At 49.4% G+C, this 25923-nt stretch carries 25 protein-coding genes and 1 tRNA gene; 12 read left to right on the plus strand and 14 right to left on the minus strand.

The features are described 5' to 3' along the window. Positions 1-228 precede the first annotated feature (228 nt). Positions 229-498 (minus strand): hypothetical protein, encoded by a 270-nt coding sequence (locus tag ACO0K4_RS10845; protein WP_422956642.1) that lies wholly within the window; start codon positions 496-498, stop codon positions 229-231. A 205-nt stretch (positions 499-703) separates the two neighbouring features. Between ACO0K4_RS10845 and ACO0K4_RS10850 the strand changes: the two genes are divergently transcribed. The 6 genes from ACO0K4_RS10850 to ACO0K4_RS10875 all read left to right on the plus strand — a co-directional run bounded on the left by ACO0K4_RS10850 (position 704) and on the right by ACO0K4_RS10875 (position 5182). Then, positions 704-1759, plus strand: a complete 1056-nt coding sequence (locus ACO0K4_RS10850; protein ID WP_422956643.1) for a patatin-like phospholipase family protein — start codon at positions 704-706, stop codon at positions 1757-1759. Positions 1760-1835: 76 nt separating this feature from the next. After that, a tRNA-Pro gene (locus ACO0K4_RS10855) sits at positions 1836-1912 on the plus strand. A 263-nt stretch (positions 1913-2175) separates the two neighbouring features. Beyond that, positions 2176-3309, plus strand: a complete 1134-nt coding sequence (locus ACO0K4_RS10860) for a M14 family metallopeptidase (protein ID WP_422956644.1) — start codon at positions 2176-2178, stop codon at positions 3307-3309. A gap of 34 nt (positions 3310-3343) precedes the next feature. Further along, positions 3344-3817, plus strand: coding sequence for a CYTH domain-containing protein (locus ACO0K4_RS10865; protein WP_422956950.1), 474 nt, complete (start codon positions 3344-3346; stop codon positions 3815-3817). A gap of 7 nt (positions 3818-3824) precedes the next feature. Next, positions 3825-4094, plus strand: coding sequence for a MoaD/ThiS family protein (locus ACO0K4_RS10870; RefSeq protein ID WP_422956645.1), 270 nt, complete (start codon positions 3825-3827; stop codon positions 4092-4094). Between the two features lie 2 nt (positions 4095-4096). Beyond that, on the plus strand, positions 4097-5182 hold the full coding sequence (locus tag ACO0K4_RS10875; protein WP_422956646.1) for an exo-alpha-sialidase: 1086 nt from the start codon (positions 4097-4099) through the stop codon (positions 5180-5182). A gap of 385 nt (positions 5183-5567) precedes the next feature. Here ACO0K4_RS10875 and ACO0K4_RS10880 read toward each other — a convergent pair whose 3' ends face one another. From ACO0K4_RS10880 to ACO0K4_RS10905, 6 genes are all read right to left on the minus strand, one after another. Further along, positions 5568-6020: a MaoC family dehydratase gene (locus ACO0K4_RS10880; RefSeq protein ID WP_422956647.1), complete on the minus strand. Its 453-nt coding sequence runs from the start codon at positions 6018-6020 to the stop codon at positions 5568-5570. Between the two features lie 24 nt (positions 6021-6044). Further along, positions 6045-6509, minus strand: a complete 465-nt coding sequence (locus ACO0K4_RS10885) for a MaoC family dehydratase (RefSeq protein ID WP_422956648.1) — start codon at positions 6507-6509, stop codon at positions 6045-6047. Positions 6510-6687: 178 nt separating this feature from the next. After that, on the minus strand, positions 6688-7827 hold the full coding sequence (locus ACO0K4_RS10890) for an acyl-CoA dehydrogenase family protein (RefSeq protein ID WP_422956649.1): 1140 nt from the start codon (positions 7825-7827) through the stop codon (positions 6688-6690). Positions 7828-7837: 10 nt separating this feature from the next. Beyond that, positions 7838-9028, minus strand: a complete 1191-nt coding sequence (locus tag ACO0K4_RS10895) for an acyl-CoA dehydrogenase family protein (protein WP_422956650.1) — start codon at positions 9026-9028, stop codon at positions 7838-7840. 346 nt (positions 9029-9374) lie between these two features. Then, a complete protein-coding gene (locus tag ACO0K4_RS10900; protein WP_422956651.1) occupies positions 9375-10598 on the minus strand; it encodes a DUF2863 family protein in 1224 nt (407 codons plus the stop codon). Positions 10599-10605: 7 nt separating this feature from the next. Then, positions 10606-11298 (minus strand): glutathione binding-like protein, encoded by a 693-nt coding sequence (locus tag ACO0K4_RS10905; RefSeq protein ID WP_422956652.1) that lies wholly within the window; start codon positions 11296-11298, stop codon positions 10606-10608. A 483-nt stretch (positions 11299-11781) separates the two neighbouring features. Here ACO0K4_RS10905 and ACO0K4_RS10910 point away from each other — a divergent pair, with 483 nt between their 5' ends. Further along, positions 11782-12657 (plus strand): DMT family transporter, encoded by an 876-nt coding sequence (locus tag ACO0K4_RS10910; RefSeq protein ID WP_422956653.1) that lies wholly within the window; start codon positions 11782-11784, stop codon positions 12655-12657. A 109-nt stretch (positions 12658-12766) separates the two neighbouring features. Here the strand turns inward: ACO0K4_RS10910 and ACO0K4_RS10915 are convergent, their stop codons facing one another. The 4 genes from ACO0K4_RS10915 to mfd form a co-directional block, all read right to left on the minus strand. After that, positions 12767-14026, minus strand: a complete 1260-nt coding sequence (locus ACO0K4_RS10915; protein WP_422956654.1) for an acyl-CoA dehydrogenase family protein — start codon at positions 14024-14026, stop codon at positions 12767-12769. A gap of 133 nt (positions 14027-14159) precedes the next feature. Continuing rightward, positions 14160-15227: a phosphotransferase gene (locus ACO0K4_RS10920; RefSeq protein WP_422956655.1), complete on the minus strand. Its 1068-nt coding sequence runs from the start codon at positions 15225-15227 to the stop codon at positions 14160-14162. A 243-nt stretch (positions 15228-15470) separates the two neighbouring features. Continuing rightward, the gene (serB, locus tag ACO0K4_RS10925) at positions 15471-16337 is read right to left on the minus strand and encodes a phosphoserine phosphatase SerB (protein WP_422956656.1); all 867 of its coding nucleotides are present in this window, start codon (positions 16335-16337) and stop codon (positions 15471-15473) included. A 33-nt stretch (positions 16338-16370) separates the two neighbouring features. Further along, a complete protein-coding gene (gene mfd / locus ACO0K4_RS10930; RefSeq protein ID WP_422956657.1) occupies positions 16371-19793 on the minus strand; it encodes a transcription-repair coupling factor in 3423 nt (1140 codons plus the stop codon). 267 nt (positions 19794-20060) lie between these two features. Here mfd and ispD point away from each other — a divergent pair, with 267 nt between their 5' ends. The 3 genes from ispD (at position 20061) to ACO0K4_RS10945 (ending at position 21967) form a co-directional block, all read left to right on the plus strand. Further along, positions 20061-20789, plus strand: coding sequence for a 2-C-methyl-D-erythritol 4-phosphate cytidylyltransferase (gene ispD / locus ACO0K4_RS10935; RefSeq protein ID WP_422956658.1), 729 nt, complete (start codon positions 20061-20063; stop codon positions 20787-20789). A gap of 327 nt (positions 20790-21116) precedes the next feature. Next, positions 21117-21653 (plus strand): 2-C-methyl-D-erythritol 2,4-cyclodiphosphate synthase, encoded by a 537-nt coding sequence (gene ispF, locus ACO0K4_RS10940; RefSeq protein WP_422956659.1) that lies wholly within the window; start codon positions 21117-21119, stop codon positions 21651-21653. A 41-nt stretch (positions 21654-21694) separates the two neighbouring features. After that, on the plus strand, positions 21695-21967 hold the full coding sequence (locus tag ACO0K4_RS10945; protein WP_422956660.1) for a DUF4404 family protein: 273 nt from the start codon (positions 21695-21697) through the stop codon (positions 21965-21967). A 124-nt stretch (positions 21968-22091) separates the two neighbouring features. Here the strand turns inward: ACO0K4_RS10945 and ACO0K4_RS10950 are convergent, their stop codons facing one another. From ACO0K4_RS10950 to ACO0K4_RS10960, 3 genes are all read right to left on the minus strand, one after another. After that, a complete protein-coding gene (locus ACO0K4_RS10950) occupies positions 22092-23252 on the minus strand; it encodes an iron-containing alcohol dehydrogenase (protein ID WP_422956661.1) in 1161 nt (386 codons plus the stop codon). Between the two features lie 169 nt (positions 23253-23421). Beyond that, the gene (locus ACO0K4_RS10955) at positions 23422-24174 is read right to left on the minus strand and encodes an SAM-dependent methyltransferase (RefSeq protein ID WP_422956662.1); all 753 of its coding nucleotides are present in this window, start codon (positions 24172-24174) and stop codon (positions 23422-23424) included. 127 nt (positions 24175-24301) lie between these two features. Beyond that, positions 24302-24916 carry a Maf-like protein gene (locus ACO0K4_RS10960; protein ID WP_422956663.1) on the minus strand — a complete coding sequence of 205 codons (615 nt, stop codon included), beginning with the start codon at positions 24914-24916 and terminating at the stop codon, positions 24302-24304. Between the two features lie 156 nt (positions 24917-25072). Between ACO0K4_RS10960 and ACO0K4_RS10965 the strand changes: the two genes are divergently transcribed. Continuing rightward, positions 25073-25591, plus strand: a complete 519-nt coding sequence (locus tag ACO0K4_RS10965; protein WP_422956664.1) for a YceD family protein — start codon at positions 25073-25075, stop codon at positions 25589-25591. A 121-nt stretch (positions 25592-25712) separates the two neighbouring features. Continuing rightward, on the plus strand, positions 25713-25895 hold the full coding sequence (gene rpmF, locus ACO0K4_RS10970; RefSeq protein ID WP_186945318.1) for a 50S ribosomal protein L32: 183 nt from the start codon (positions 25713-25715) through the stop codon (positions 25893-25895). Positions 25896-25923 lie beyond the last annotated feature (28 nt).

Consider the following 25923-nt stretch of genomic DNA (forward strand, 5'->3'; position numbering starts at 1 on the left):
TCTTCCTCTTCCTCTTCTTCTTTCCCTGCCACTAGCCTCGCATCCGCCTCACGCACGCTCTCGCCGACCGCTTACCAAAACAAATTACCCAATAAAAAAGGAGCCAAAGCCCCTTTTTGATACCGTACTTTACTTCTAGGTAACTTGTCATTGCCATGAGCATTTTAATTTTATTAATTACCAAGCATCAGGCCTAGAACGCAAACCCCGCCTTTAATACCGCGTAATTCACTCCGCAGATAATCCCTTGCTTATCACCATCGCAACGACGTCGTTTAGACTGATGCCTTGTTCCTGAGCCCGTTCTTGTAACTGTCGCACTAATTCGCTGTTTAATTTGACAGCAAACGGCACTAAGCCTAGCCCCTGGTCAATTTTTCTTTGCTCCCGCTTGTCTATGGTAGTCAATGGACTGTTTCCGAAAGCGGCAGGACCTGCTGCCTGCATCTTGCCCATTAATTTTTTCGCGTCACTTTTGGCGAGTCCAGTTTTCTTCACTTTGGTCATCCTTGCAATCTAAAGTTCGCATTCTACGCAGTATGTGCAGACGGGTGTTTTTTGTTTTGACCTCGGCTTTACTAAAGGCTATTCCATTTACCATTGCCAGACGGAACCTATGTTCAGGTTGATGTGATATAAGATTGGCGCGTTGCTGTTTTTTATCTTCAAACTATTTCCTTCATTTATATCTTTGGATCTTCCTATGCGGCCATCGAAACATAAGTATCAACGTTGTATGGTGATGGCTGGAGGTGGATTTCGATTTTCATATTATCTTGGTATTTATGCGGCCTTGAGTGACGCTGGGAAAAAGCCCGATGTTTTGCTGGCGAGTTGTGGCGGAGCGATTGCGGCTGTAATTATTCAGGGCTTGCCGGACGACGTACAGCGCAAAGCCTGGGTAAGTTCGCCTGAAATGTATGCGTATTGGTGTGGGATGAAATCAGGCCCTAAAGCATCCATTTCAGGCGCCTTGGGTGCGGCGTTATATCGACGTTTATTTGCCTCAGGTGCTTCGCGGATCCCCGACTTGCACCACGATTATCTGTTTGAAATTCCACCGGGCCTGCCTTTGCCTGAGGCGGTAGAAAACGATAACAAACCAGCAGTCGCTATCATTGCAGGAAAGTTACTGTATCCCGAAAGTGATATCGGAAAACCGAGAGGTCCACGACCCTTATTTCGAGAAACAGTATTCTGTAGTGAGCGAACGGCAATGATGTTGCACGAGATGACCTCACCTGTCAGCGAGATGCATTTACCTCGTAGCGCTGTGGCTACTCATATTGCAACCGATACATCGATACCCATCGCAGAAGCGGCACGGGCTTCTGTCTCTGATATGTTTTATTTTCCTTGTCACCACTATCAGGGGAGCGATTATATGGGGGGAGTGATTGACCTCTTTCCTATTGAAATTGCCCATCGCATTGCAGATCAGGTCGTCATGGAAGTGAAGAGCTATTATGACGCAAGCTTTTCACTCCCTGCGCTACGCGCTGTGCTGGGGTTCGACGGTAATTTGAGGTTGAGTAAAGTAATGCAACAACATGCAGAAGCATGGGTCGATACTGCCGATATGGAAAAGGTTCTTCCTCTTACCCAGGTTGAGAAAAAAATACTCATTCTCAAAAATAGAATAGAGCTGGTCGCATCACAAAGTTACGCAGATTATCAACAGATAATTGCCGCCCAATGGGAATATGGTTATCAGCGGGGTATTCAGGCGGTTAAAAAAATACCTCAAATAATAGCGTAGCAATACGGTGCCATTACCATGATTAATTTCTCATGGAAAAAAAACAAATCATGCACTATAATCTCTCGCTCAGCGTCGGGGCGTAGCGCAGCCTGGTAGCGTACGTGCATGGGGTGCACGGGGTCGCAAGTTCGAATCTTGCCGTCCCGACCAATGAACATTAGAGGCTTACAGATTTTCTGTAAGCCTTTTTTATTGCCCGACAGGTCAATAAATTCCCTGGTTACGTATCCATCAATACTTTGCAGATTCTCTGGGGGTTTAGTATCTTTGACGCGTAAAAATGACCAAATTATTTTCACAATCATATAAAACCTGTGACAATATCGTTCTTATTGCCGCCCTTGCGGGGCGCGGCTATTCCAAACTAGTCGACACAGAAAAATAATTCTGAATCAGAAAGAACTGAGCAAGATATGTCTATCAAAATTAGTCAAAATTTCGATGCGGGTGCCATTGAAGTCGTTAATGTGATGCGAGCAGATGCGATTGAATTGAAGTTGCGTAAAGATTCTCACGCTGACATTGCACAATGGTTTTATTTCCGCTTGCAAGGCGCGCGTGATCAAGATGTGGTGATGCATATTCTGAACGCTGGCGAGTCTACTTATCCTGCCGGCTGGGAAAACTATCAGGCGGTAGCGAGCTATGACCGTGAGAACTGGTTCCGTGTCGATACTGAATTTGATGGCAAGGTCATGACCATCAGTCATTCGCCAGAATTTGACAGTGTCTACTACGCATACTTCGAGCCGTATAGCTGGGAGCGTCATCTCGCTGTGCTGGGTAGTGTCGAGCAGTCGCCGCTAGTGCGGGTTGAAGATCTCGGCAGCACAGTCGATGGTCGTGATCTGAATATGGTGGTTGTCGGCGATCCTGCTGCCAGTAAAAAAGTCTGGATTATTGCGCGCCAGCATCCCGGTGAAACGATGGCGGAATGGCTGGTCGAAGGTACGCTGAACGCATTGATCGATGTAGCAAATCCAATCGCCCGCCGCATTCTGGATCAGGCAGTGTTATACATTGTTCCGAATATGAATCCTGATGGTTCTGTACGCGGTAATCTGCGCACGAATGCTGCGGGTGCCAACCTGAATCGTGAATGGATGGCGCCATCGCTACAGACAAGCCCTGAAGTTTTTCATGTGAAGAATAAAATCCATGAAGTCGGCTGCGATCTGTTTCTGGATATTCACGGCGATGAGGCTTTACCTTATGTCTTTGTTGCCGGTAGCGAAATGCTTGATGGCTTCAGCGAAAAACAAGCTGCCGAGCAGCAGGCGTTTGTGGATAGTTTTGTTGCAGCAAGTCCGGATTTTCAAACTAAATTTGGCTATGAAGCTAGCAAGTACAATGAAGATGTTCTAAAGCTGGCATCCAAGTACATCGGCCATACCTTCAAGTGTGTGTCGCTCACTTTGGAATTGCCATTCAAAGACAATACCAACTTGCCGGATATGGAAGTCGGCTGGGATGGCGCGCGTAGCATGAAGTTGGGTGAGTCAATGTTGCAGCCGATCTTGACCTCACTGAACCAGATCGATCAATAACCTAAACGTATTAAGCAAACTGGTGACGCACAGCATGGGCATAGAGATAGAACGTAAATTTCTGGTAGCGAATCAGGACTGGAAGCAGCAAGGGCAGGGCGTTCATTTATGCCAGGGCTATATTTGTTCCGACCCCGGGCGCATAGTGCGTGTGCGCATCGAGGGTGAACATGCGGTGATGACCATCAAGGGTAAGACAGAGGGTATTTCCCGCGGAGAATGGGAGTATCCTATCCCCGTCGCTGACGCAAAAGAATTATTGGCCGGATTGTGCGCACAACCCTTGATCGAAAAATTCCGCTACCGTATCGCTTACGATGGTCTGACCTGGGAAGTTGATGAGTTCCTTGGTGATAATGCCGGATTGGTTGTTGCTGAGGTTGAACTGCAATCCGAGACACAGGAATTTGCGCGTCCGGCATGGCTTGGCGCAGAGGTCAGTCACGATCATCGCTATGCGAATGCGAATCTTCTGAAGTATCCGTTTTGCCTGTGGCCTAAATCTTAATCTGATCATGGCTAAATTGGTTTTCACTCAACAGCTCAGTCGGTTTACCGAGGTGCCTGAGGTGGATACCCCTGCCTGCCAACTGCGTGATGCATTGGACTCTGCATTTACAATAAATCCCCGATTACGTGACTATGTGCTGGACGAGCAAGGGCATCTGCGCCTGCATGTCGTGATTTTTATTGACGGCAGGCGAGTACTTGATCGTCAGCGTCTGGACGACACATTATTGTCGGATAGTCGCGTGTATATTTTGCAGGCTCTCTCTGGAGGTTGATAATGAAAGCAATGATTGCAACGCGCAAAGGCTTGTTTGATCTTGTCAGGACAGACGCCGGCTGGCAACTGGGCGATATCAGTTTTCTTGGTGAACCGGTGAGTATGTGCCTGCATGATCAACGTGACGGTGCTTTGTATGCGGCATTAAATTTAGGACATTTTGGGGTGAAGCTGCACCGGCGTGATTCTGAGCTGGCTGAATGGAGGGAGATTGCGGTCCCGGTTTATCCTGAGCAATTGACCCGGCCGGAAGGCGAGCTTGAATGGAAACTGAAGCTGATCTGGTCGCTGGTCGCCGGAGCTAGCGATGAGCCTGGCGTATTGTGGGCGGGTACTTTGCCTGGTGGTTTATTTCGTTCCAGCGATCGGGGTAATAGCTGGGAGTTAATGCGTTCGTTGTGGGATCAGCCAGGACGTAAAGAATGGTTTGGCGGTGGTTACGATGTGCCCGGTATTCATTCGATTTGCGTTGATCCGCGCAATAGTCAGCATGTCGTCATAGGGATCTCCTGCGGTGGCGTGTGGCAGACACGTGATGGTGGAGCAAACTGGGCTTTGACGGCCAAAGGCATGCAGGCAAGCTATATGCCACCGGAGCTGGCAGATAGTGAAAACATTCAGGATCCGCACTTGCTGGCGCGCTGTCCGGTTGCACCGGATATTTTGTGGTGTCAGCATCATAACGGCATCTGGCGTTCAGAGAATAATGCTGCGAGTTGGCAGCAAATAATGACGCCCGACGGTGTTTCTGATTTTGGTTTTGCGGTGGCGGCCAGTCCATGCCAGCCCGATACCGCCTGGTTTGCACCAGCGGAGGCAGATCAGAGAAGGGTGCCTAAAGCCGGTGCTTTGTCTGTCACACGTACGCGTGACGGCGGTAAAACATTTGAGGTTTTGAGTAATGGCCTGCCGCAGCAGGATTGTTATGATTTGATTTATCGCCACGGATTGATTGTTGCCGATGACGGTAAAACGTTGTTGATGGCGTCGACGACAGGCAACGTCTGGTGCAGCGAGAATGCGGGTAACGACTGGCGGCAAGTTGCTGCTTATTTGCCGCCAGTGTATGCCATTAAGTTTTATTAAAAGAGGCTGGCTGATATGACGATTGCCCCAAGTCTTAATGAGCAAAATAGTTTGTCAGCTTAGCGTGTTATCACCTGTCATTCCTCACTGCAGAGATATGGAGACAAGAGGCACAGAGAATAGGTGGGAGTAAGCAGTTCATAAAGTGTCGATAAAGTGTTTTAGAAGTTCCTGAAATTGAATCCGCACTATCCATGCGCCTCATAGAGCATTAATGGCTTGAAAGGCGCATGGATAGTGCGGATGCTAGGGATTCTACTTATTCTGCTTATATCTTTTAGGGGATTTCTAAAAATTCTTTAATCAAGATGGCACTCCGGACAGAGTTGCTAACCTCGACCTGGCAGTAAGTCAGTATTGCCAACGTAGAATCGTCGAAATCAGCTCAGTATCGGCGCGAAATTGATTCGGCAACGCAGGCGGGCTTATCACTGCCTTCTCGTTCTATCGTGACTTCCCAGATCATTTGGGCGCCGTCTTTGATATCTTCGACATTGAGTAAATGCATTTTGGCACGGACTCTGCTGCCTGCCGGCACGGGGGACACGAAGCGTACTTTATTCAGGCCGTAGTTCACGCCCATCTTGACGTCGCTCATCGTGATCGCGTTTTGCATCAGCATCGGTAGCAGGGACAAAGTCAGGAAGCCATGCGCAATCGGGCCGCCGAATGGGGATTCGCGTTTGCTGCGCTCCACATCAATATGAATCCATTGCAAGTCGCCGGTCGCCTCGGCAAACGTATTAATTCTTTGCTGGCTTATTTCTATCCAGTCTGAAGTTGCAACATCCTGACCGACCAGGGATTTTAGTTCTGCTAAGTTCTGTATTTCACGCATTTTGTCTCCTTGATGTTGATGGGTTTATGCGGCAGGACGACGGCCAAACATGCCCATGCCTTTGATGGTACAGACTAGTTTGCCATCTTGATTGATCGCTTTCCACAAAGTGATGATGACACCGCGGTCTGGCTTGGAGGTCGATGGACGACTTTCCAGTGTTTCTGCACTGATGGTTAGAGTGTCTCCCGGTCGTACTGGCAAAATCCAGCGTACTTCTTCCAAGCCAGGCGACCCCATGCTGGCCGAGTCGTTAAGGAACCCATCAACGACCATACGCATGATGATGCCGCAGGTGTGCCAGCCACTGGCGATCACCCCGCCAAAAATAGAATGAGCGGCGGCTTCTTTATCGATGTGAAAAGGCTGGGGATCAAATTGCCGTGCGAAGTCGATGATTTCGGCCTCGCCAAGTGTGCGCTGACCTAACTCAATGACGCTGCCAGGGATGAAATCTTCGAAATACCATTGGTAGGTTTTTACTGTCATGTGCGTCTCCTCGATCGATACTACAAGAAATGTTGCGAAGGATAGTACGAGATAGTGCGGGGGAAATTACAAATACTTGATGCAAGCATAGGTTGCAACGATCATCAACAATGCAGGTACGCAAGGGGCAGCGTGTGCTTGTTGATGACCGGTACTCAGGACTTTTACTGCTTACTACTTATGCCGCTTTTTTGAAGCCTGGCTGCGCTACAAAACGTGCCAGATGATGATCCGTATCGCCCAGTGACAGCTCGATAATGGTCAGTCGTTTAAACATATGTGCTGCTGGCAACTCATTTGTCACACCCATACCGCCATGTAGTTGCACCGCATTTTGACCGACAAAACGGGCAGCTTGACCGACCCGTGCTTTGGCTGCTGACACGGTACGGCGACGTTCTTCGACATTACTGGATGAGACCTTAACAGCGGCCAATGTTGCCATTGAGCGCGCCTGTTCCATCTCCATAAACATTTCTGCCATGCGATGTTGTAAGACCTGAAATTTACCAATCGGCACACCGAATTGCTGACGGGTTTTCAGATAGTCCAGGGTCGCATTGGTAATTGCCTCGATCACGCCAACCGCTTCAGCACATAACAAGGTCACGCCGTAGTCGGATGCTGCATCGAGTATCTCCCATCCCGCAGACTCGGCACCGATGAGTGCGCTGGCCGGTACCTGGACTTGATTGAAACTGATATCCGCAGCACGGTAACCATCAATCGTACGATAGTCGCGGCGGCTGATGCCCGCGCTACCGGTATCCACGAGAAACAGGCTGATACCTGCGGTGTCGCGTTGAGCGCTACTGCTGCGTGCCGATACGATTAACTGATCCGCTTGCGCACCATGCAGAACCACGGTCTTGGTCCCATTCAGAATAAATCCGTCAGTATTTTTTGTTGCCGTTGTTGCGATATCAAACAGGTCGTGGCGGGATTGTTTTTCTGCTAGCGCGGCAGCGAGTTTGACTTCTCCGCCTGCGACTTGTTCCAGTATGTCAGTGTGTGTGCCGGCCAGCTTCAAAAATTCTGCCCCCAATACCGTCGCAAAATACGGTTCAATGACGATACCGCGACCAAGTTCTTGCATCACGATCATCATGTCAATCGCATTGCCGTTAAAGCCTCCCTGATCTTCAGGGATCGGCAGTGCCATGGCACCTAATTCTGCCAGAGCAGCCCATGCGCTATCTGATACACCCGCTGGCGATTCGATGATTTTTTTACGGTGCTCAAAATTGTAATCTTTGGCGACCCAGCGTTTGATCGCATCGGCAAATTGCTGCTGTTCTTGAGTTAAGCTGAAATCCATTGTGTTCTCCTCACAGGCCCAAAATCATTTGGGTGATGATATTTTTTTGTATCTCGTTCGAGCCGCCATAGATCGACGTCTTGCGGAAGTTGAAGTAGTAAGACGCGAGAGGAGCGGCATCATCGTCGCCCATCACACTATGCTCGGTATCACCATGCATGAAGGCCGTATCAAATGGCAGGCTGTAAGGGCCGACCGCTTCTATCATCAGTTCGGTCAGGCGCTGCTGGATTTCTGTGCCTTTGATTTTAAGCAAAGATGCTTCCGGCCCCGGACGGCCACTGTCTTGCGAGATCACACGGAGTACAGTAATTTCCAGTGCCATCAGTTCGACTTCGAGACTCGCGACTTTGGTGGCATAGACCGGATCGTCAATCAGTGGTTTGCCGTTTTTCTGATGTTCACTGGCGACACGTTTGAGAAACTCCAATTCACGCTTGGCGCGACCGACTGCTGCGATATTGGTACGTTCGTGACCGAGCAGATATTTGGCGTAAGTCCAGCCTTTATTTTCTTCGCCGATCAGATTTTGTACCGGTACCTTGACGTTATCGAAGAACACCTCATTCACTTCATGATCTTCATCAAGCATGATGATAGGACGCACGGTAATACCCGGTGTTTTCATATCGATCAGCAGGAAGGAAATACCTTCTTGCTTGCGTCCGCCGGATTCTGTGCGCACCAGGCAAAATATCATGTCGGCATGTTGAGCCAGCGTTGTCCAGTTTTTTTGACCATTCACGATGTAATAGTCGCCATCGCGCTCGGCGCGGGTTTTCAGCGACGCGAGATCAGAACCAGAACCTGGCTCGGAGTAACCCTGACACCACCAGTCATCGCAATTCAAAATGCGGGGCAAGTAGTAGTCTTTTTGCGCCTGATTACCGAAGGCCATAATAACGGGGGCGACCATATTGACACCGAATGGCAAAATGGCTGGCGTACCAGCGCGCGCGCATTCTTCTTCAAAAATATGACGTTGTGTTGCCGTCCAGCCAGTGCCGCCGTATTCCTTGGGCCAGCCAGTCGCAACCCAGCCTTGTTTGGCGAGAATCTTATGCCAGCGGACAAAATCCTCGCGCGACATGCGTTTGTGATTCAATACTTTTTGTTTGAGGTCGGCTGGTAAATTAGCCTCAAGATAAGCTCTTACCTCATCGCGGAAAGCCAGATCTTCCACCGTGTAATTCAAATCCATGTCGTCTCCTTTGTTATTGGTCGCTGTGCTCTGATCGGCCTGTTAGTCCATTGTCTGTTGAGTCTTCACACCGTATTTGCCCCGCATACAAATTGATGCAGAAGGGCCCGCATTGGGTATGAGTCATCTGGCAAAACAACGGTATTTACATCATGAATAAAAAAGCACGACCGTTCAAAACTAATTGTACAACGGATTTATATAACGGTGGCAAGCAAATAATTGGATTATTCCGAGTCAGTCCATAACGGGGAATACATAGGCAGTAAGTGGAAAATTACTTTAAAAAAGCAAAAAAAAAGCGGAACAAAGATTTCCGCTTTTTTGATAGATTCAGACTACGATTTTAATGAAAATGCTCCGAGCCTTGGGCTGGTGTATCGGCGGGCATCTCGGCATGGACCAGATCGGCATCTGCATCGGGGAAGAGAGGCGCATGGCAATCATCGCAAAACTCCATCGAAAACACATCCTCGATTTTATGTATATCCAACACGCCGCAATCATTGAGGATTGCCGGAATTTCACCAACACAGATATTCTCAGTGGGACAATCGATGGCATTAACCTGATCGTCAGGCTGATACAAAGGCCAGACCACACCGTATAACACTTCAGGTGCCGATTTTAATAAAAAGCTGATCCGGTATTCTTCAATCTGACCTGGCGAATCTTCATCACCAAACCCGGCAACGATGGTCTGTAGTTCACTGGCGTCGACATCAAGATGCTGCGTCAGATAAAACACAGCCGAGCGCAGTAACGCAGGCCGTATTTTGATATCGGCTTCGCGGCAGGCGGTATAAAAAGCCTCCGGCATTAACAGGTCGATATGACAGCCCGGCAGCAGGCGGCTCAATATGGGTGTCGCTTGTTCAGTCCATTTTTCCAGGGCAATCGTTTTTGCTTGGGCGCAATCGAATGGTGCCACGATTTCTTGCCATTGAAAAAGTGGCTGCGCTTGCGGCACAATCACGACCGCCAGCATAAAACGGATATCGGCCAAAAATGGAATCACTGGCAGTAAGTCTTGTGAATGTTGCGGCGCAAGCCCTTTTAGTTCCGCCTGCGCCAGGCGCTCTAGCAGCACCGCGGTCTCGCTGTGATTGCGTGGCAACTGGTCGAGTGAATACAGAGTAGGCAGCAAATGCAATCTTGCCTGCGGCGTCAGTAGACAGGCTTGTAATTGCGTCGCCAGTAACTGTGCATGGTCTGATGCAATTTGACCGGCGGCGATTTCAAAACGCGTCCATGCAAGCACCGGCGCTGTGATCAGCAGCGCATCGAACCACTGACCATCATGTTCAAACGCTTGAGATGTGCTCAATGATTCCAGTGTCTCAATCATCACCTCATACGCTTCGGGATGATGTTTAAATACATGCTCGGCAGCGTTGTCGAGCAGGGCGTGATGTGCTTTGAGATTTTTCCTCACTAAAGCATCAAGCTGTTTTTGCCACGCTTCGTCCTCAATCCGGCTGGCAGACTGTGACACTGCTACCGCCAGATTGACCAGACGAAGACTTTCCTGTGAGAGCTTGGTACTTTTGTTTTGCGGGGGACGACGCATGTGAACCTTATTTTTTACTGTACTGCGTTTTACCAAAAAGAACTTCTTTTGCCTTGTCATCAACCAGAGGCTTACGCAAATTTGCTAACACCTCAACACCGCGTTGTACTGCAGGACGGGCATTAATCGCATCAAACCAACGCTTCGCATTGGGATAGTCAGCCCAGTCTATACCTTGGTTTGCCGCTGATCGCGTCCACGGGAAGCTGGCAATGTCAGCAATCGTATACGTATCGCCCGCCAGATATTCCGTCTCAGCTAATTGCTTATCCAGTACACCGTATAAGCGCTTGGCCTCGTTGGTATAGCGATCCACGGCATAATCTATTTTTGCCGGTGCATAAATACGAAAGTGATGCGCCTGACCGAGCATAGGACCTAGCCCGCCCATCTGGAACATCAGCCATTGCAAGGTGTTGTATTTTTCCCGATCGGTTTTACCTAATAATTTGCCTGTCTTGCCAGCCAGATACAACAGAATGGCGCCAGATTCAAATAAGGAAATCGGCTTGCCGTCAGGACCGTCAGCATCAACGATGGCAGGAATTTTATTATTTGGCGAGATTGCCAGGAACGATTCTTTAAACTGATCGCCAGCACCGATATCCACCGGAATCGCACGATATGCCAAGCCACATTCTTCCAGTATGATATGAACTTTATGGCCGTTAGGGGTTGGCCAGGAATAAACATCAATCATCAGGGTCTCCAGAAGATTATTGGGCGGTAAAAAATTAACAATTCAAATCAACAACTCTATTATGCAGAGGTTTGCTGTTTCGCGCAGTGATTTGACTCTAGCTTAAGAATAGGACGGTGATCATTGACTATAACGCATAGGCAGATATTAAGTTCTTGGCTTTTTCTCAGGGCCTTCACCTTGAGCTTTCCTTGAAATATAGTTCAGCGAAGTTATGCTGGCTTTTTACATCGCATTGTCATTTTCTGCGCTGTTATTAACGAAAAAATTGCCTTTATTTTTTACACTACTCAATCGGAACTTTATCAAGTTAGGCTGAATTTACATTTTCGGTGGGTAATATAAATGCGATCTATCACCTGAGATCATACGGTACATCTAAAATTGGATAATTAAAATTAGAGTTATTTATATAATCGATGCATACACGGCGCTCTGGTAAATATATAAATTCAACGAGTATGTTTATGTTAAGTTCATCTCATGAATAACAAATCCCTCCAGGCAATCTTTGCCTTGCATGTCGCTGTATTCCTGTTTGGTAGCGCCGGTGTCGTTGGTAAGTTATTTGCTGCCAGTTCTTTGTTGCTAGTTTTTGGTCGTACTTTGTTTGCGGCATTGAGTTTGTTTCCTTTATTGCTGGTACAGCGGGAATTGCATTTTCGTAGCGTTCCTAAAGCCGTGTACTTATGTGGCATCTTGCTTGCGATTCATTGGCTGACTTTTTTTGCTTCGTTAAAGGTGGCACCGGTTGCTTATGGTTTGATGGGGTTTGCGAGTTTTCCTTTATTTGTGGCTTGGCTGGAGCCTTGGTTATTTAAGGAGCCTCGACATGGTCGTGACTGGATTGCTGCATTGGCGGTGCTTGCCGGTATGGCGGTGATGGTGAGTGATACGCACCTGGATCGCTTGACTGAAAGCAATGCTTTGCTTGGTTTGTTATTGGGTGTCGCGTCGGGATTCAGTTTTGCGCTACTGGCTCTGATCAATCGCTGGCAGGGTGCCCGTATGGCAGCTTTTACACTCGCTTTTTATCAGAATGGTGCCGCTTGTCTGAGCTTGTTGCCGTTTGTTTTGGTCAGTGGTGTCTTGTCAGTTGTCTCTGTAGCGACATGGTGGGGGCTGGCATTGCTTGGTGTCGTGTTTACGGCCTTGTCACATGGTCTGTTTCTGTTTGGCCTGCGTCACGTATCTACCCAGTTTGCTAGCTTATTGACTTCTCTTGAGCCAGTGTATGGCATTGTGCTGGCTTACTTTGTATTGAATGAGTCACCATCCTTGCGGGTCATCGTTGGTTGTGCGATGGTGTTGCTAGCGGCATCAGTCGAGACTTATTGGCAGTCACGTACATCTCATTAAGATGATTGTGTTTTGTATTGATCTAATACGTTTTTAAAATAAAAAACTAGTTGGGAATAAAAAACGGCGAAGAAGGTCTTCGCCGTTTTGTTTTGCAAAATTTAATTGTTTACGAACGGGTAATTGGCAAGCCCAGATCCTCGGTCAGACTGATATGTTTCGCCAGTTCGAGTTTGGCGATCGCATTGCGATGGACTTCATCCGGACCATCTGCCAGACGCAATGTACGGTTGCCTGCCCATTGTGCCGCCAGCGGGAAGTCACCCGACACACCGCCTGCGCCGTGCGCCTGAATTGCCCAGTCCAGCACTTGTTGCGTGACGTTCGGTGCCAGTACTTTGATCATCGCGATCTCTGCTTGCGCAAACTTATTGCCGACGGTATCCATCATATAGGCGGCTTTGAGCGTCAGCAAACGTGCTGTATCGATCTGAATACGTGACTCGGCAATACGCTCGCGCCAGATACTTTGTTCGGATACTTTTTTTCCGAATGCGACGCGGCTATTCAGACGTTTGCACATGAGTTCCAGTGCCCGCTCTGCGACACCGATCGCACGCATGCAATGGTGAATACGACCAGGGCCAAGACGGCCTTGAGCGATTTCAAATCCACGACCTTCACCTAGCAGCAGGTTGGAGGCGGGAACACGGACGTTTTCAAATAATATTTCGCAATGGCCGTGCGGTGCGTCGTCATAGCCGAATACCGGAAGAGGGCGTACGACGGTAATGCCCGGCGTTTTTGCGTCGACCAGTATCATCGATTGTTGCGAGTGACGCGCGGCGTTGATGTCGGTTTTACCCATCAGGATGTAGACGGCACAGCGCGGATCGCCCGCACCGGAGATCCACCATTTATGCCCATTGATGACATAGTGGTCGCCATCGCGGTCAATACGTGTTTCGATATTGGTGGCGTCGGATGAGGCAACGTTTGGCTCTGTCATCGCAAATGCGGAGCGAATTTCACCGCGCAGTAATGGTTCAAGCCATTGCTTTTTATGTTCTTCGGTGCCGTAGCGTTCGATGGTTTCCATATTGCCGGTATCGGGCGCTGAGCAGTTAAATACTTCCGGCGCCCAGCCGACTCTACCCATGATTTCGCATAAGGGAGCGTAATCGAGGTTGGATAAACCCTCTGGAGCACGCGCAGATTTTGGCAAAAATAAATTCCACAAACCTTGTGCGCGGGCTTTCGGCTTCAGGTCTTCAATGATTTTGGTCGCGATCCAGCGGTTGCCTTTCTCAAGCCCATTGCGGTCAATTTCTTCTTTATAGGCTTTTTCGTTCGGATAAATATGCTCATCCATGAACTTGAGTAAGTTACCTTGCAATTCTTTGCAGCGATCCGAGTAGTCGAATTCCATGCTTGTCTCCTGATGGGTTAGCCTGCTGTTTTAGGGTTTTATTTTTAGATAGTGATTTAGGTAGTGATAGTGAAATGCCGGTGAAATCTGTTTGGTTACCTATGTGCTGTATCTGCTATGGGTGCTTTATGCGTTATTTATTAACATAACTCCAGCCGAGTTCAGCCATTGGCCGTGCTGCCTCACCGGATTTTTTCGCTTGTGCGCTGGATGCTGTGCCATCGACGTAACGCTTCATGATGCCTTGCAAAATACCGGCCATGCGGAACATGTTGTAAGCAAGATAGAAGCTAAAATCTTCCTGGCGAATTGTTTTGCCAGTGCGTTCGCAATATTTGGCGATGTATTCTTGTTCACTAGGAATCCCAAGCGCTTTATGATCCAGACCTTTAATGCCACGGAATTGACCCGCAGTCACATGCCAGCTCATGCAGTGATAGGAGAAGTCTGCTAGCGGGTGGCCAAGTGTCGACAGCTCCCAATCCAGCACCGCCAGAATACGTGGTTCGGTCGGGTGGAACATCATATTGTCGAGGCGGTAGTCGCCATGCACAATGCTGGTGTCATCTCCGGCGGGAATATTATTTGGTAACCAGGCGATCAGCTTATCCATCGCCTCGATTTTTTCAGTCTCGGACGCTTTATATTGCTTGGTCCAGCGATCTATCTGCCGTGCGAAGTAATTGCCGGGTCTGCCGTAATCAGCCAGGCCAATTGCCGCATAATCAATCGTATGCAATTGCGAAATGACGCGATTCATTTCATCGTAGATGTCAGTTCGCTGAGCGGGTGTCATGCCTGGCAGAGATTGGTCCCAGAGTACACGACCATCGACAAACTCCATGATGTAGAAGGCACGGCCAATGACGTCCTCATCAGCGCACAAAGCATATTGCTTCGCCGCCGGAAAGCCTGCTTTATTCAGCGCATCCATGACTTTAAATTCACGTTCTATAGCGTGCGCAGAAGGCAGTAACTTGGCAACAGGTCCTGGTTTAGCACGCATGACGTAGCGTTGATTGCCAGACGTGATTTTGAAGGTAGGGTTTGACTGACCGCCTTTAAACTGTTCAACGGTCAGCGTGTCAGCGGTTTTTGCCTCAAAACCCTCGACATGCTGGCGCATATACTCGGCAAGCGCACCCACTTCAAATTTTTGACGGTCAGCTACCGGCATGGTGCCCATGAATTCTTCAAACATCGTGTCTCCTGTTGATCGCTTTAAAGTGATTTAGGTTTGTTTGAGTAGCGGTGGCGATACATCTAGGTATTGCACTTAGAACATCTCTCAAACATGGTATCAAACTATTCTATATTAAAAAATCGTACGTCCGTACTATTTTTTAATATGAGTGAAAGTTTCTCGTGCTCATAAAAAAACCCACCGGCAAATGCGGATGGGTTTTATGATGCCAATCAATTTTCCAGCAATTTTATAAGTATACTAAGGATGTAGAATATTCAACACTCCATCCAGTCCGACAAAATTCAATGCCACATCAGCCTGCGCTCTGACGACAGGCTTGGCGCGGAAGGCGACTGACAGGCCGGAGATGCTCATCATTTTGAGGTCATTCGCGCCGTCGCCCATGACGATGACTTCTTTGGCGGAGATGCCTAGTTCTGCTGCGATGCGTTCAACAGTGCGTTGCTTTTCTACGGCATCGACGATGCCGCCGACAACTTTGCCAGTCAGTTTTCCCTGATCGATTTCGAGTACGTTGGCGTGTGTGTAATCGAGATTGCAACGGGTTTTCATGCGGTCGGTAAAGAAGGTAAAACCGCCGGATACCAGCAGGGTTTTCAAACCAGCCTGCTGCACAGTCTGTAGCATGTTTTCTGCGCCAGGGGACAAGCGCACGCGCTCGTCATAGACTTTTTGCAGGGCGCTTGCACTCAGACCTTTTAGCAAGGCGACACGACGGGTGAGGCTCTCCTGGAACTCGATCTCGCCGCGCATTGCGGCTTCGGTGATCTCTGAAACTTGCGGCTTCAGGCCTTGCATATCGGCGATTTCATCGATGCATTCGATGGTGATCAGGGTCGAGTCCATGTCCATCGCGACTAATTTGAAATCTGCTAAAGTCTGTGTCGATTCACTGAGCGTCGCGTCCAGATGTGCCGCCAGACAATCCGCTTCGATCTGTGCTTTGAGTACTGCTAACTCTTTTTCACAACGCAGATTTTCAAGGCGAACTGCTTGCGGCGTAATGGCAATAATTTTTTCTGCATGGGTCAGGCCTGCGATGTGCTTGATCAGCGCCAGGTCGGTCGTCAGAATTTGTCTCAGGCCTTGTATCGTTAAGTGCATTTTATTTTAGTGGGATGTGAGATGGAATGAAGTTTAATGCAGAGCGCGCAAAGCCGTTTTAATTTGTGCGACTCTTGTTGCCAAATCAGGCATGTTTGCGGTAATACGCAACTTATCCTGACCATTGAGTTTAATATGTTTATTTTTTTGTACGAGTTCGATGATGCGCATCGCGTCAATCGGTGGTTTAGGCTCGAACTGTAAAGTCGCTGCTTCGGCATGAGCATCGATCTTGATGATGCCCAGAGGCTTGGCTGCTACGCGCAGGCGGTGTGTTTCTAGCAGCGTCTTGACTGGCTCGGGCAGCTTGCCAAAGCGGTCAATCATCTCCTCTTGCAAATCATCAATCGCATCCTGTTTGCTGCAATTAGCCAGACGCTTGTAGATGGACAATCTCTCATGCACGTCACCGCAAAAATCGTTCGGCAGCAGTGCAGGGATGTGCAGATTGATTTCTGTTGTGCTGGATAAAGGCGCCGCTAGATCGGGTTCTTTGCCGTTTTTGAGTGAGCGCACCGCTTCATTCAGCATATCTGAATAAAGTTGGAAGCCGATTTCGTGCATTTCGCCGGATTGATTGTCACCCAACACCTCACCGGCACCGCGAATCTCCAGATCGTGCATTGCCAGATAAAAACCGCTGCCCAATTCTTCCATTTGCTGAATCGCTTCCAGGCGACGATCAGCTTGTTTGGTCAGAGTTTGTACATCATTTACCAGCAAGTATGCGTAGGCCTGATGATGCGAGCGTCCGACACGGCCACGTAATTGATGTAGTTGTGCCAGACCGAATTTATCGGCCCGGTGCATGATGATGGTATTGGCAGTGGGAACGTCAATACCGGTTTCGATAATGGTCGTGCACAATAAAATATTATGACGTTGCGCGACGAAATCACGCATGACTTTTTCCAGATCTCGCTCATGCATCTGACCGTGGGCGACGACGATGCGCGCTTCTGGCAAGAGCGCTTCCAGCATCGCTTTACGGTTTTGTATGGTGTCGACTTCGTTATGCAGGAAATAGACTTGGCCGCCGCGTTTCAATTCGCGCAAGCAGGCTTCGCGGATCACCGAATCATTTTCACTGCGGACAAAGGTTTTGATCGCCAGTCGTTTTTGCGGCGCAGTGGCGATAATGGAAAAATCACGCAGACCTTCTAGCGCCATGCCAAGCGTACGCGGGATCGGCGTTGCCGTCAGCGTCAGGATATCTACTTCGGCGCGTAAAGATTTTAGAGCTTCTTTCTGGCGAACACCAAAGCGATGCTCTTCGTCGATGATAACCAGCCCGAGGCGCGAAAATTTGACGTCTTCAGATAATAATTTATGGGTGCCGATCACGATATCCAGCGTACCGTCTCCCATGCCTTTGATGGCTTGTGCGATTTCTTTTCCAGAGCGGAAGCGTGATAGTTCGGCGATCTTTACCGGCCAGTTAGCAAAGCGATCGGCAAAGGTCTGTGCATGCTGCTCCGCCAGTAAGGTAGTAGGAGCAAGGATTGCTACTTGTTTGCCACCCATGACAGCGACGAAGGCGGCACGTAAGGCGACTTCCGTCTTGCCGAAGCCAACATCACCACAGATCAGCCTGTCCATTGGCTTGCCTGATGTCATATCGCCGATGACGGCGGTAATGGCGGCGGCTTGGTCAGCTGTTTCTTCAAAGCCGAAGCTATCGGCAAAGGCTTCGTAATCTTTGTTCGAATATTCAAACGCATGTCCCTGACGCAAGGCGCGGCGGGCATACAGGTTGAGTAGTTCGGCAGCGGTGTCGCGGATTTGCTGGGCGGCTTTGCGCTTGGCTTTTTCCCACTGCCCTGAACCCAGGCTGTGCAAAGGTGCATCATCTGGCGACGCGCCGGAATAACGTGAGATCACATGCAATTGCGACACCGGCACATACAGCTTGGTATCTTTGGCGTATTCAAGATGCAGAAACTCGGTTTCGCCTTCACCGAGATCCATACTGATCAATCCCATGTAGCGACCGATACCGTGATTGCTGTGTACGACCGGATCGCCGATCTTGAGCTCAGACAAATCACGCACCATGTGCTCGACCTGAGTGACCGCTTCCTGCTTCTTGCGTCCTATGCGTTTGCCGGAGCCGGCGTATAACTCGGCTTCGGTGATAAACGCAATCCCATCAGCCAGTACGCATCCGGCATGTAGCGGTGCGACACCTAGCATGAGCTTGTCGCTGGCGGTGATGAAGTCGCCATAGCCTTCACACAGCGTCAGCGTGATGTTGTATTCGTTAAAGTATTGTTGCAGCGTCTCGCGTCGCCCCAGTGTTTCTGCGCAGATCAGGATGCGCTGTCGGGATTGCAGCAGGAATGACCGTAAATTCGTCAGCGGATCGTCGGCGCGACGATTGACGGCGACATCGGGCAGATTGCTGGAGAGCTCCGATGCGGCGGGATCTTTTTGAATGACCCAGCGAGACAGAGATTTGAGTTCAGTGAAAAAATCCTCATCTCGCAAGAAGATGGATTCAGGTGGTAATACCGGCCGCTCACGATCTGATTTTAAGAACTGGTAGCGTGATCGGGTATCTACCCAAAAACGTTGAATTGCCTCCTCAATATCGCCGATCAGGGTGAAATGTGTATGGTCTGGCAAATAGTCGAATAAAGTTGCGCTCTCGTCAAAAAAAAGCGGCAGATAGTATTCAATCCCCGCGGAAGCAATCCCGCCGCCAATATCTTTATAGACCATGGAGCGCGACGGGTCGCCTTCAAAGGTTTCGCGCCAGCGACCACGAAACGCAGTCCGCGCCGCCTCATCCATCGGGAACTCGCGTCCTGGCAGGAGGCGTACTTCTCTGACCGGATACAGCGAGCGCTGGGTGTCGGCATCAAAGGTGCGGATAGTTTCGATACTGTCACCGAAGAGATCCAACCGGTATGGCAGCACCGATCCCATCGGGAATAAGTCGATCAGGCCGCCGCGTACGGAATATTCTCCCGGCGACATGACTTGTGAGACGTGGGTGTAACCAGCCAGCGTTAATTGCGACTTAAGCTTTGACTCATCAAGCGTTTCGCCTTGTTTAAAGAAAAACGTGTAGGCAGCTAAAAACGACGGTGGGGCCATACGCACCAGCGCCGTGGTGGCGGGCACCAGCAATACATCGCAATTACCGTTTTGTATCTCATGCAGCGTGGATAAACGTTCCGATACCAGATCCTGATGCGGTGAGAACGCGTCGTAGGGTAAGGTTTCCCAATCTGGCAGTAAATGGCAGCGCAATTCGGGCGCAAACCACGGAATTTCATCAAGCAAGCGTTGCGCATCTGCTGGATTCGCAACGACGATACTGAGCATGCGCTGCTGGGCTTTCAGTGCGGTAGCTGCTTGTGATAAGGCATATGCATCGGCAGAGCCATGTAAGGCTGGGAGGACGAAGCGGTTGCCAGGTTTGGGTAAGGCTTTTACGAGATCAAATGCCATTGCTGAGTGGTCGGGTATCTGTTGGATTGCGGTTGAGCTGCGGTCGGGTTAGGGTTGTATTACAGTTGAGTGGCGATGGTGTGGCACTTTAGTCTGAGCCATATCGCTTGTCAGTCCGTAAAACCGGTTTCAAAAACGCATGTGAAAGCACATGCAAAAGCACTTCGTTGTCATGAATTGGCGGTTAAAATGGCTGCAAATTAATAACTACCGTAATCACTAATTATAAACGATGCAGCCTTTGCTTTTGAGGAACGCAGTGCTTCCATGACCAGCTCTTTACAAACCGATCTGACCCGCAAAAAATATGTTGCCCTGATTCCTGCCGCAGGTGTTGGTGCGCGGATGGGCGGGCCTACGCCGAAACAGTATTTGATGATCCATGATGTGCCGATTTTACGTTACACAGTCGAGGCGTTTCTGGCATCGCCCTTAATTGATCATGTGTATGTTGTCGTCAGTGCGTATGACGTCTATGTAAATGATGCATTGCATGGACTTGATGCGGCAAGTCATAAGGTCAGTGTTTTGCGCTGTGGCAGCGCGACCCGGCGTGAGACGGTGCGTAACGGGCTACAGGCAATTCAGTCCAAGCTTGATTCTGATGATTGGGTGCTGGTACATGATGCGGCACGGCCTGGCTTGACGCCTGCGATGATTGCGCAACTGATTACTTGCGTGGGCGATCATGTCAGTGGTGGTTTGCTGGCGTTGCCGGTGGTCGATACTGTGAAGCGTGTGCAGAACGGTAAGCTTGCGACGATTTCACGCGAAGGTTTGTGGCTGGCCCAGACGCCGCAGATGTTCCGTCATGCCGCGTTGAGTGACGCGCTGGATGCGGCGGGAGAGGCGACGGAAGTGACTGACGAATCGAGTGCGATGGAGGCTGCGGGATATGTGCCCGTCATGGTGGAAGGTCATCCGCGTAATCTTAAAGTAACTTTGCCAAGTGACCTCGCCCTGGTGCAGTCGTATTTGGCAGGTACGCCTGAATAATATTGGTGTTGTGATGATACTGGAGTGGAGTATTAATTTTTCCCTACATGAAATATGCCGGTGAATGCCTGTTATTGACTATACTCCCCATTAATATTAAAAGCCTGCTTGCGATTGTGATTGATAGATGCGTATTTCCGCGGTAGCGTTCGCATTTGCATCGCGACGATGTTGATCCATTGAAAGGCCGCAGATCATCGGCGTTTTTACGAAGTGATCGCGGTTTAATGGGAATCCGGGTTTAATGCTGAATCGACGTGTGAGCGAAGCATAATTTTCGTCAAATCCTCGTCAAATTCATCTTAACTATTATTTTGTTGATTACTTATGACTACTGATATATCCGCTGAGAACAACGCATCTGCAACTCCTGATCCTCGTTTTCCGCCATTTCGTATCGGGCAGGGCTATGATTGTCACGCGCTGGTGACGGGGCGCAAACTGATTATCGGTGGCGTCGATATCCCTCACACCACGGGATTGCTGGGACATTCGGATGCTGATGTGCTGTTGCATGCGATTACGGACGCCTTGTTTGGCTCAGCAGCTCTCGGTGATATCGGGCGACATTTTCCGGATACGGATAAGCGATTTGCCGGTGCTGATTCACGTGTCTTGTTGCGGGAGGCAGTAGCGCGGTTGCATCTGGCCGGTTTTAGAGTCGGCAATCTGGATGCGACCATCATTGCACAAGCACCAAAAATGGCGCCGCATATTGCGGGCATGGTGGCGAATATCGCCGCCGATCTGCAAGTGGATGCCGGGCAAGTCAACATTAAGGCTAAAACCAATGAGCGTCTCGGCTATCTTGGGCGGGAAGAGGGGATTGCCGCTGAGGCCGTGGTGCTGGTGTTTCGCAGATGACAGGGCTACACTGAAGCTGTTTAATACCAAGGAGCGCAACGATGGATAAGCAAAATTTAAAAGACCTGTTAAAGCAATTGCACGAGGGTTTGCAAGATGCGGAGACGGTGGATGTCGAGCTGCGTTCTTTGCTGGAGGCGCTCGATAAAGATATTGTGCAAGTCTTGAGTCGCGATGACACAGCCGGCGATCCGATTTTTACTGCGTTGAGCGAGCGCTCTCAGGCTTTGTCAGCACAATTCGCGGCACAACATCCAAAGCTGGAGCCGGTCTTGCGTGAGCTGGGTGGCATGCTGGAGAAAATTGGCGTGTAGCACCGCCTGCGTCTCAAATTGCCTGCATAACTCTCATGCCAGTCCGAATCAAAAAAGCCCGCGTTATTGCGGGCTTTTTCATGGCTTGTCCTGCGTTGAGGTGCAGGTAGTAGTTCCTGCCAAATTACAGACTAAGTTCCAGTACCTGACGACTCACATCCAATGTCACATCACGTTTTTCGCCAAGCGACACCATGCGGTGAGTTTCGAGCGCAGCCAGAATTGGCGGGATGTTGCCCGCATTTAATTGATAATCTGCCAGGCGGGTTTTAACGCCCATTTGCTCGAAGAAATCTTGGGTCATCGTGATCGCACGATCTATCCGGCTGTCTTCGCTGCCGTCACGCAGACCCCAGACGCGTTCCGCATATTGCAGTAGCTTGGCGCGCTTACTTTCTTTGCGGATTCTCAGCATGCTAGGCAAGACGATTGCCAGTGTCTGGGCGTGATCGATACCATGTAATGCTGTCAGTTCGTGCCCAATCATATGGGTAGACCAGTCTTGCGGCACGCCGGTAGAAATCACGCCGTTCAGCGCCATGGTTGCGCACCACATCAGATTCGCACGGACATCATAGTCTTCCGGCGATGCCAGGGCTTTTGGGCCTTCTTCGATCAGGGTTGTTAATAGGCCTTCTGCGAAGCGATCTTGTACCGGCGAATTGACCGGATAGGTCATGTATTGCTCCATCACATGGACGTAGGCATCGACCGCGCCATTGCCGACCTGACGGATCGGTAGTGTGAAGGTCGTTGCCGGATCAAGGATGGAAAATTTTGGAAAGCAATGGCGACTGGAAAATGCCATTTTTGCTTTAATGGATTTGCGGGTGACCACGCCGCCACTATTCATTTCTGAGCCGGTTGCCGGTAACGTCAACACGCTGCCAAAGGGCAATGCCTGCGTGACATTGCGGCCGCCTTTTTCCAGAATCGCCCATGGATCTTCACCGTCGAACAATATTGCTGCGGCGATAAATTTGGTACCGTCAATTACCGAGCCGCCGCCGACGGCGAGCAGGAATTCGATCTTGTTTTTCTTCGCAGAATCGACGGCTTGCATCAGTGTTTCGTAGCTGGGATTCGGTTCGATGCCGCTGAATTCAATGATGCTGCGTGCACCGAGTGCGCTCATGACTTGATCGAATACGCCATTTTGCTTGATGCTACCGCCACCATAGAGCACTAATACTCTGGCGTCGGCGGGGATGACTTTATCGAGATCGGCGATGCGGCCTTTGCCAAACATGATTTGGGTGGGATTGTAAAAATCGAAATTCAACATGAGCGTCTCCTTGAGTTGATAGGGTCTGACTTCGCTTTTTTGATGATGATTCGGTAACTTAATTAAGCTATACGTAAAGCGACTGTCTGATGATTGTGTAATTAACAGAGCTGGTCGCTATCCTAGCGCAATTTCAGATTTTGTGATCGGTCGTTCTTTTTTTGATGTTTTATTGAGCGAGGAATAAAAACACGCTGGGCTTTTTATGAAAATCGGGTGCCTTGTTTGCCTGGATTTTTGCTTTCCATTCGGCGGCGGTGCTGGTGTTGATCATTTCAGTGCTTAGGCTTAGGTCGGTCGCTACGCAAATCAGGGTGCCCGGATGGCAGGAATTTGCCAATGCGTCTAGCATCGCCGCATTACGGTAAGGCGTTTCGATCAATAATTGGGTTTGCTTTTCTTTGCGGGAGCGGTCTTCAAGCTCTTTAATCCGCTTGGTACGTTGCGCTGCATCCGTAGGCAGATAGCCATGAAAGGCGAAGCTCTGGCCATTTAAGCCGCTGGCCATCAAAGCGAGCAGCAGGGAGGACGGGCCAACTAATGGCCGAACTTTAATGCCACGTTGATGTGCGAGTCGGACTAAATTGGCACCGGGATCAGCGACGGCGGGTACGCCAGCTTCTGAGATCAAGCCAATATCGTGGCCAGCCAGTAACGGCGCAAGCAGGCCCTCCAGTGCGGAAACCGGGGTGTTGACATTGAGTTCGCTCATGACAATTTCTTGCAAGGGAGTGGCAAGGGGGTGCTGCTGGCTCAACATTTTCAGATAGGCGCGGGTGGTCTTGGCATTTTCAACGACAAAATGCGTAAGCCCTGCACTCATCTGCTGTACGGTGTCGGGAATGATGCTTTGCAGTAGTGTCTGTTGCTGGTCTTCTGCGCAACCTAGGGTGTTGGGAATCAGGTAAAGTGTGCCGGACATAAATATACTGGGTTGGGTATGTGAATTTGATCATCGATTGCCCGCGTAGAATATGCGGATTATCGATATATAGCAGGGATACTCCCCCTGTTTCTATAAAAGGATGTTTGTTTTGCCTGGATGACAATCAGGCTCGGTTAAAAAAACTGACACCCGCTTGCCGTAACATACCAGTAAGAGCAATCAGTGGCAGACCTGTCAGTGCGGTCGGGTCGCTGCTGTCGATTTTTTCAATAATCGCAATGCCCAAACCCTCATTTTTGGCGCTGCCGGCGCAATCATAAGGCTGTTCTATGTGCAGATACGCATCCAGCTCTGCGTCGCTGAGATTGCGGAATCGCACAGTCGTTGTGATGTCTTCGAGTTGCGTTGTCCATTTGCCCGGAACGCGTGCATCCAGTAGGCATAGCGCTGTGTGGAACACGACTTCCCGGCCGCGCATGGTTTGCAATTGCTGCAGTGCGTTGGCATGGTTGCCGGGTTTGCCGATTTGCTCTCCGTCGAGCGTGGCAACCTGGTCGGAGCCGATCACCAGTGCGCTAGGTGCGGATTCGGCGATTGCCATGGCTTTTTGCTTTGCCAGTCGCAATGCAGTCTGTTCATGAAGTTCGCCGGCAAATGCTTGCTCATCAATATCGGGTGAGATCGATGTAAATGGTAATTGTAATCTGGATAATAATTCGCGACGATAAACGGAGCTGGACGCTAAAATTAAGCGCACTTGAGTTGGTTTGGCGGACATGTTTTGGAATTTGCTAGTGAATTTGGCAAGAGTATGGCGTAAAATGCAGGCCATTGATAAAACATTGCCGACAAAATCACAATAATTGCTTGCGGGCTTTGACTTGCAAGGGGTAATCCTGTTATTATCGCAGGTTTTCTGGGTTCAAATAATCCTATGCAAGCAATTGTGATTGACGCTTTCTCGTTTTGCCAGCTTAACGAGCACCGTGAAGGCAGTGTTTTAATTGCAGATTTATCTCGTCTTTCCGAGGAAAGTGCCACGCAGGACGGTGCTCTCACATGGTCACTGACAGGCGGCAAGGATCAGCTTGGTCACCCTCAGCTCTCATTGGCTGTGCGTGGTCAGATTCAATTGATGTGTCAGCGTTGTCTGACCCCTTTTGTGTTTGAGCTGGATTCAGAATCAGTATTAATTCTCGCCAAAGATGAAGATAGTGCAGATGAAATAGATGCATTATTGGATAATGACGAGGTTGATGTAGTTGTAGGCAGCAAAACATTGAATATCATCGATTTGATTGAAGATGAGGCGCTGTTAGAAATACCCCAATCGCCCAAACATGCAGTATGTCCAGATGATTCATTAGATTCGTCAGCGGCACCGATTGATGCAGAAGCGAGTAAAAAAGCGTCGCCATTCGCTGTGCTGAAGAAGATAAATGGGCGTACCTAGTGGCATTATTCTGAAAAAACACTCAGGTCGAAGTATTGTTAGGGATTCTTGTTTGTTAATTAATTCGTACAAACAAGTGTGTTAAATTTTAGAAACATTTTTTGAAGTATTAGGAGTTATCATGGCCGTTCAGCAAAACAAAAAATCACCATCCAAGCGCGGTATGCACCGTTCACACGATTTCCTGGTTGCTCCGCAATTGGGTATCGAGCCAACAACTGGTGAAACACATATGCGTCACCACATCAGCCCAAACGGCTTTTACCGTGGTCGTAAAGTATTGAAAACTAAGAACGACGAGTAATCTCTTCTTAGATAGTAAAGCGGCGTAA

This window comes from Undibacterium sp. RuTC16W, from assembly GCF_049339445.1.
Taxonomy (GTDB): Bacteria; Pseudomonadota; Gammaproteobacteria; order Burkholderiales; family Burkholderiaceae_D; genus Undibacterium.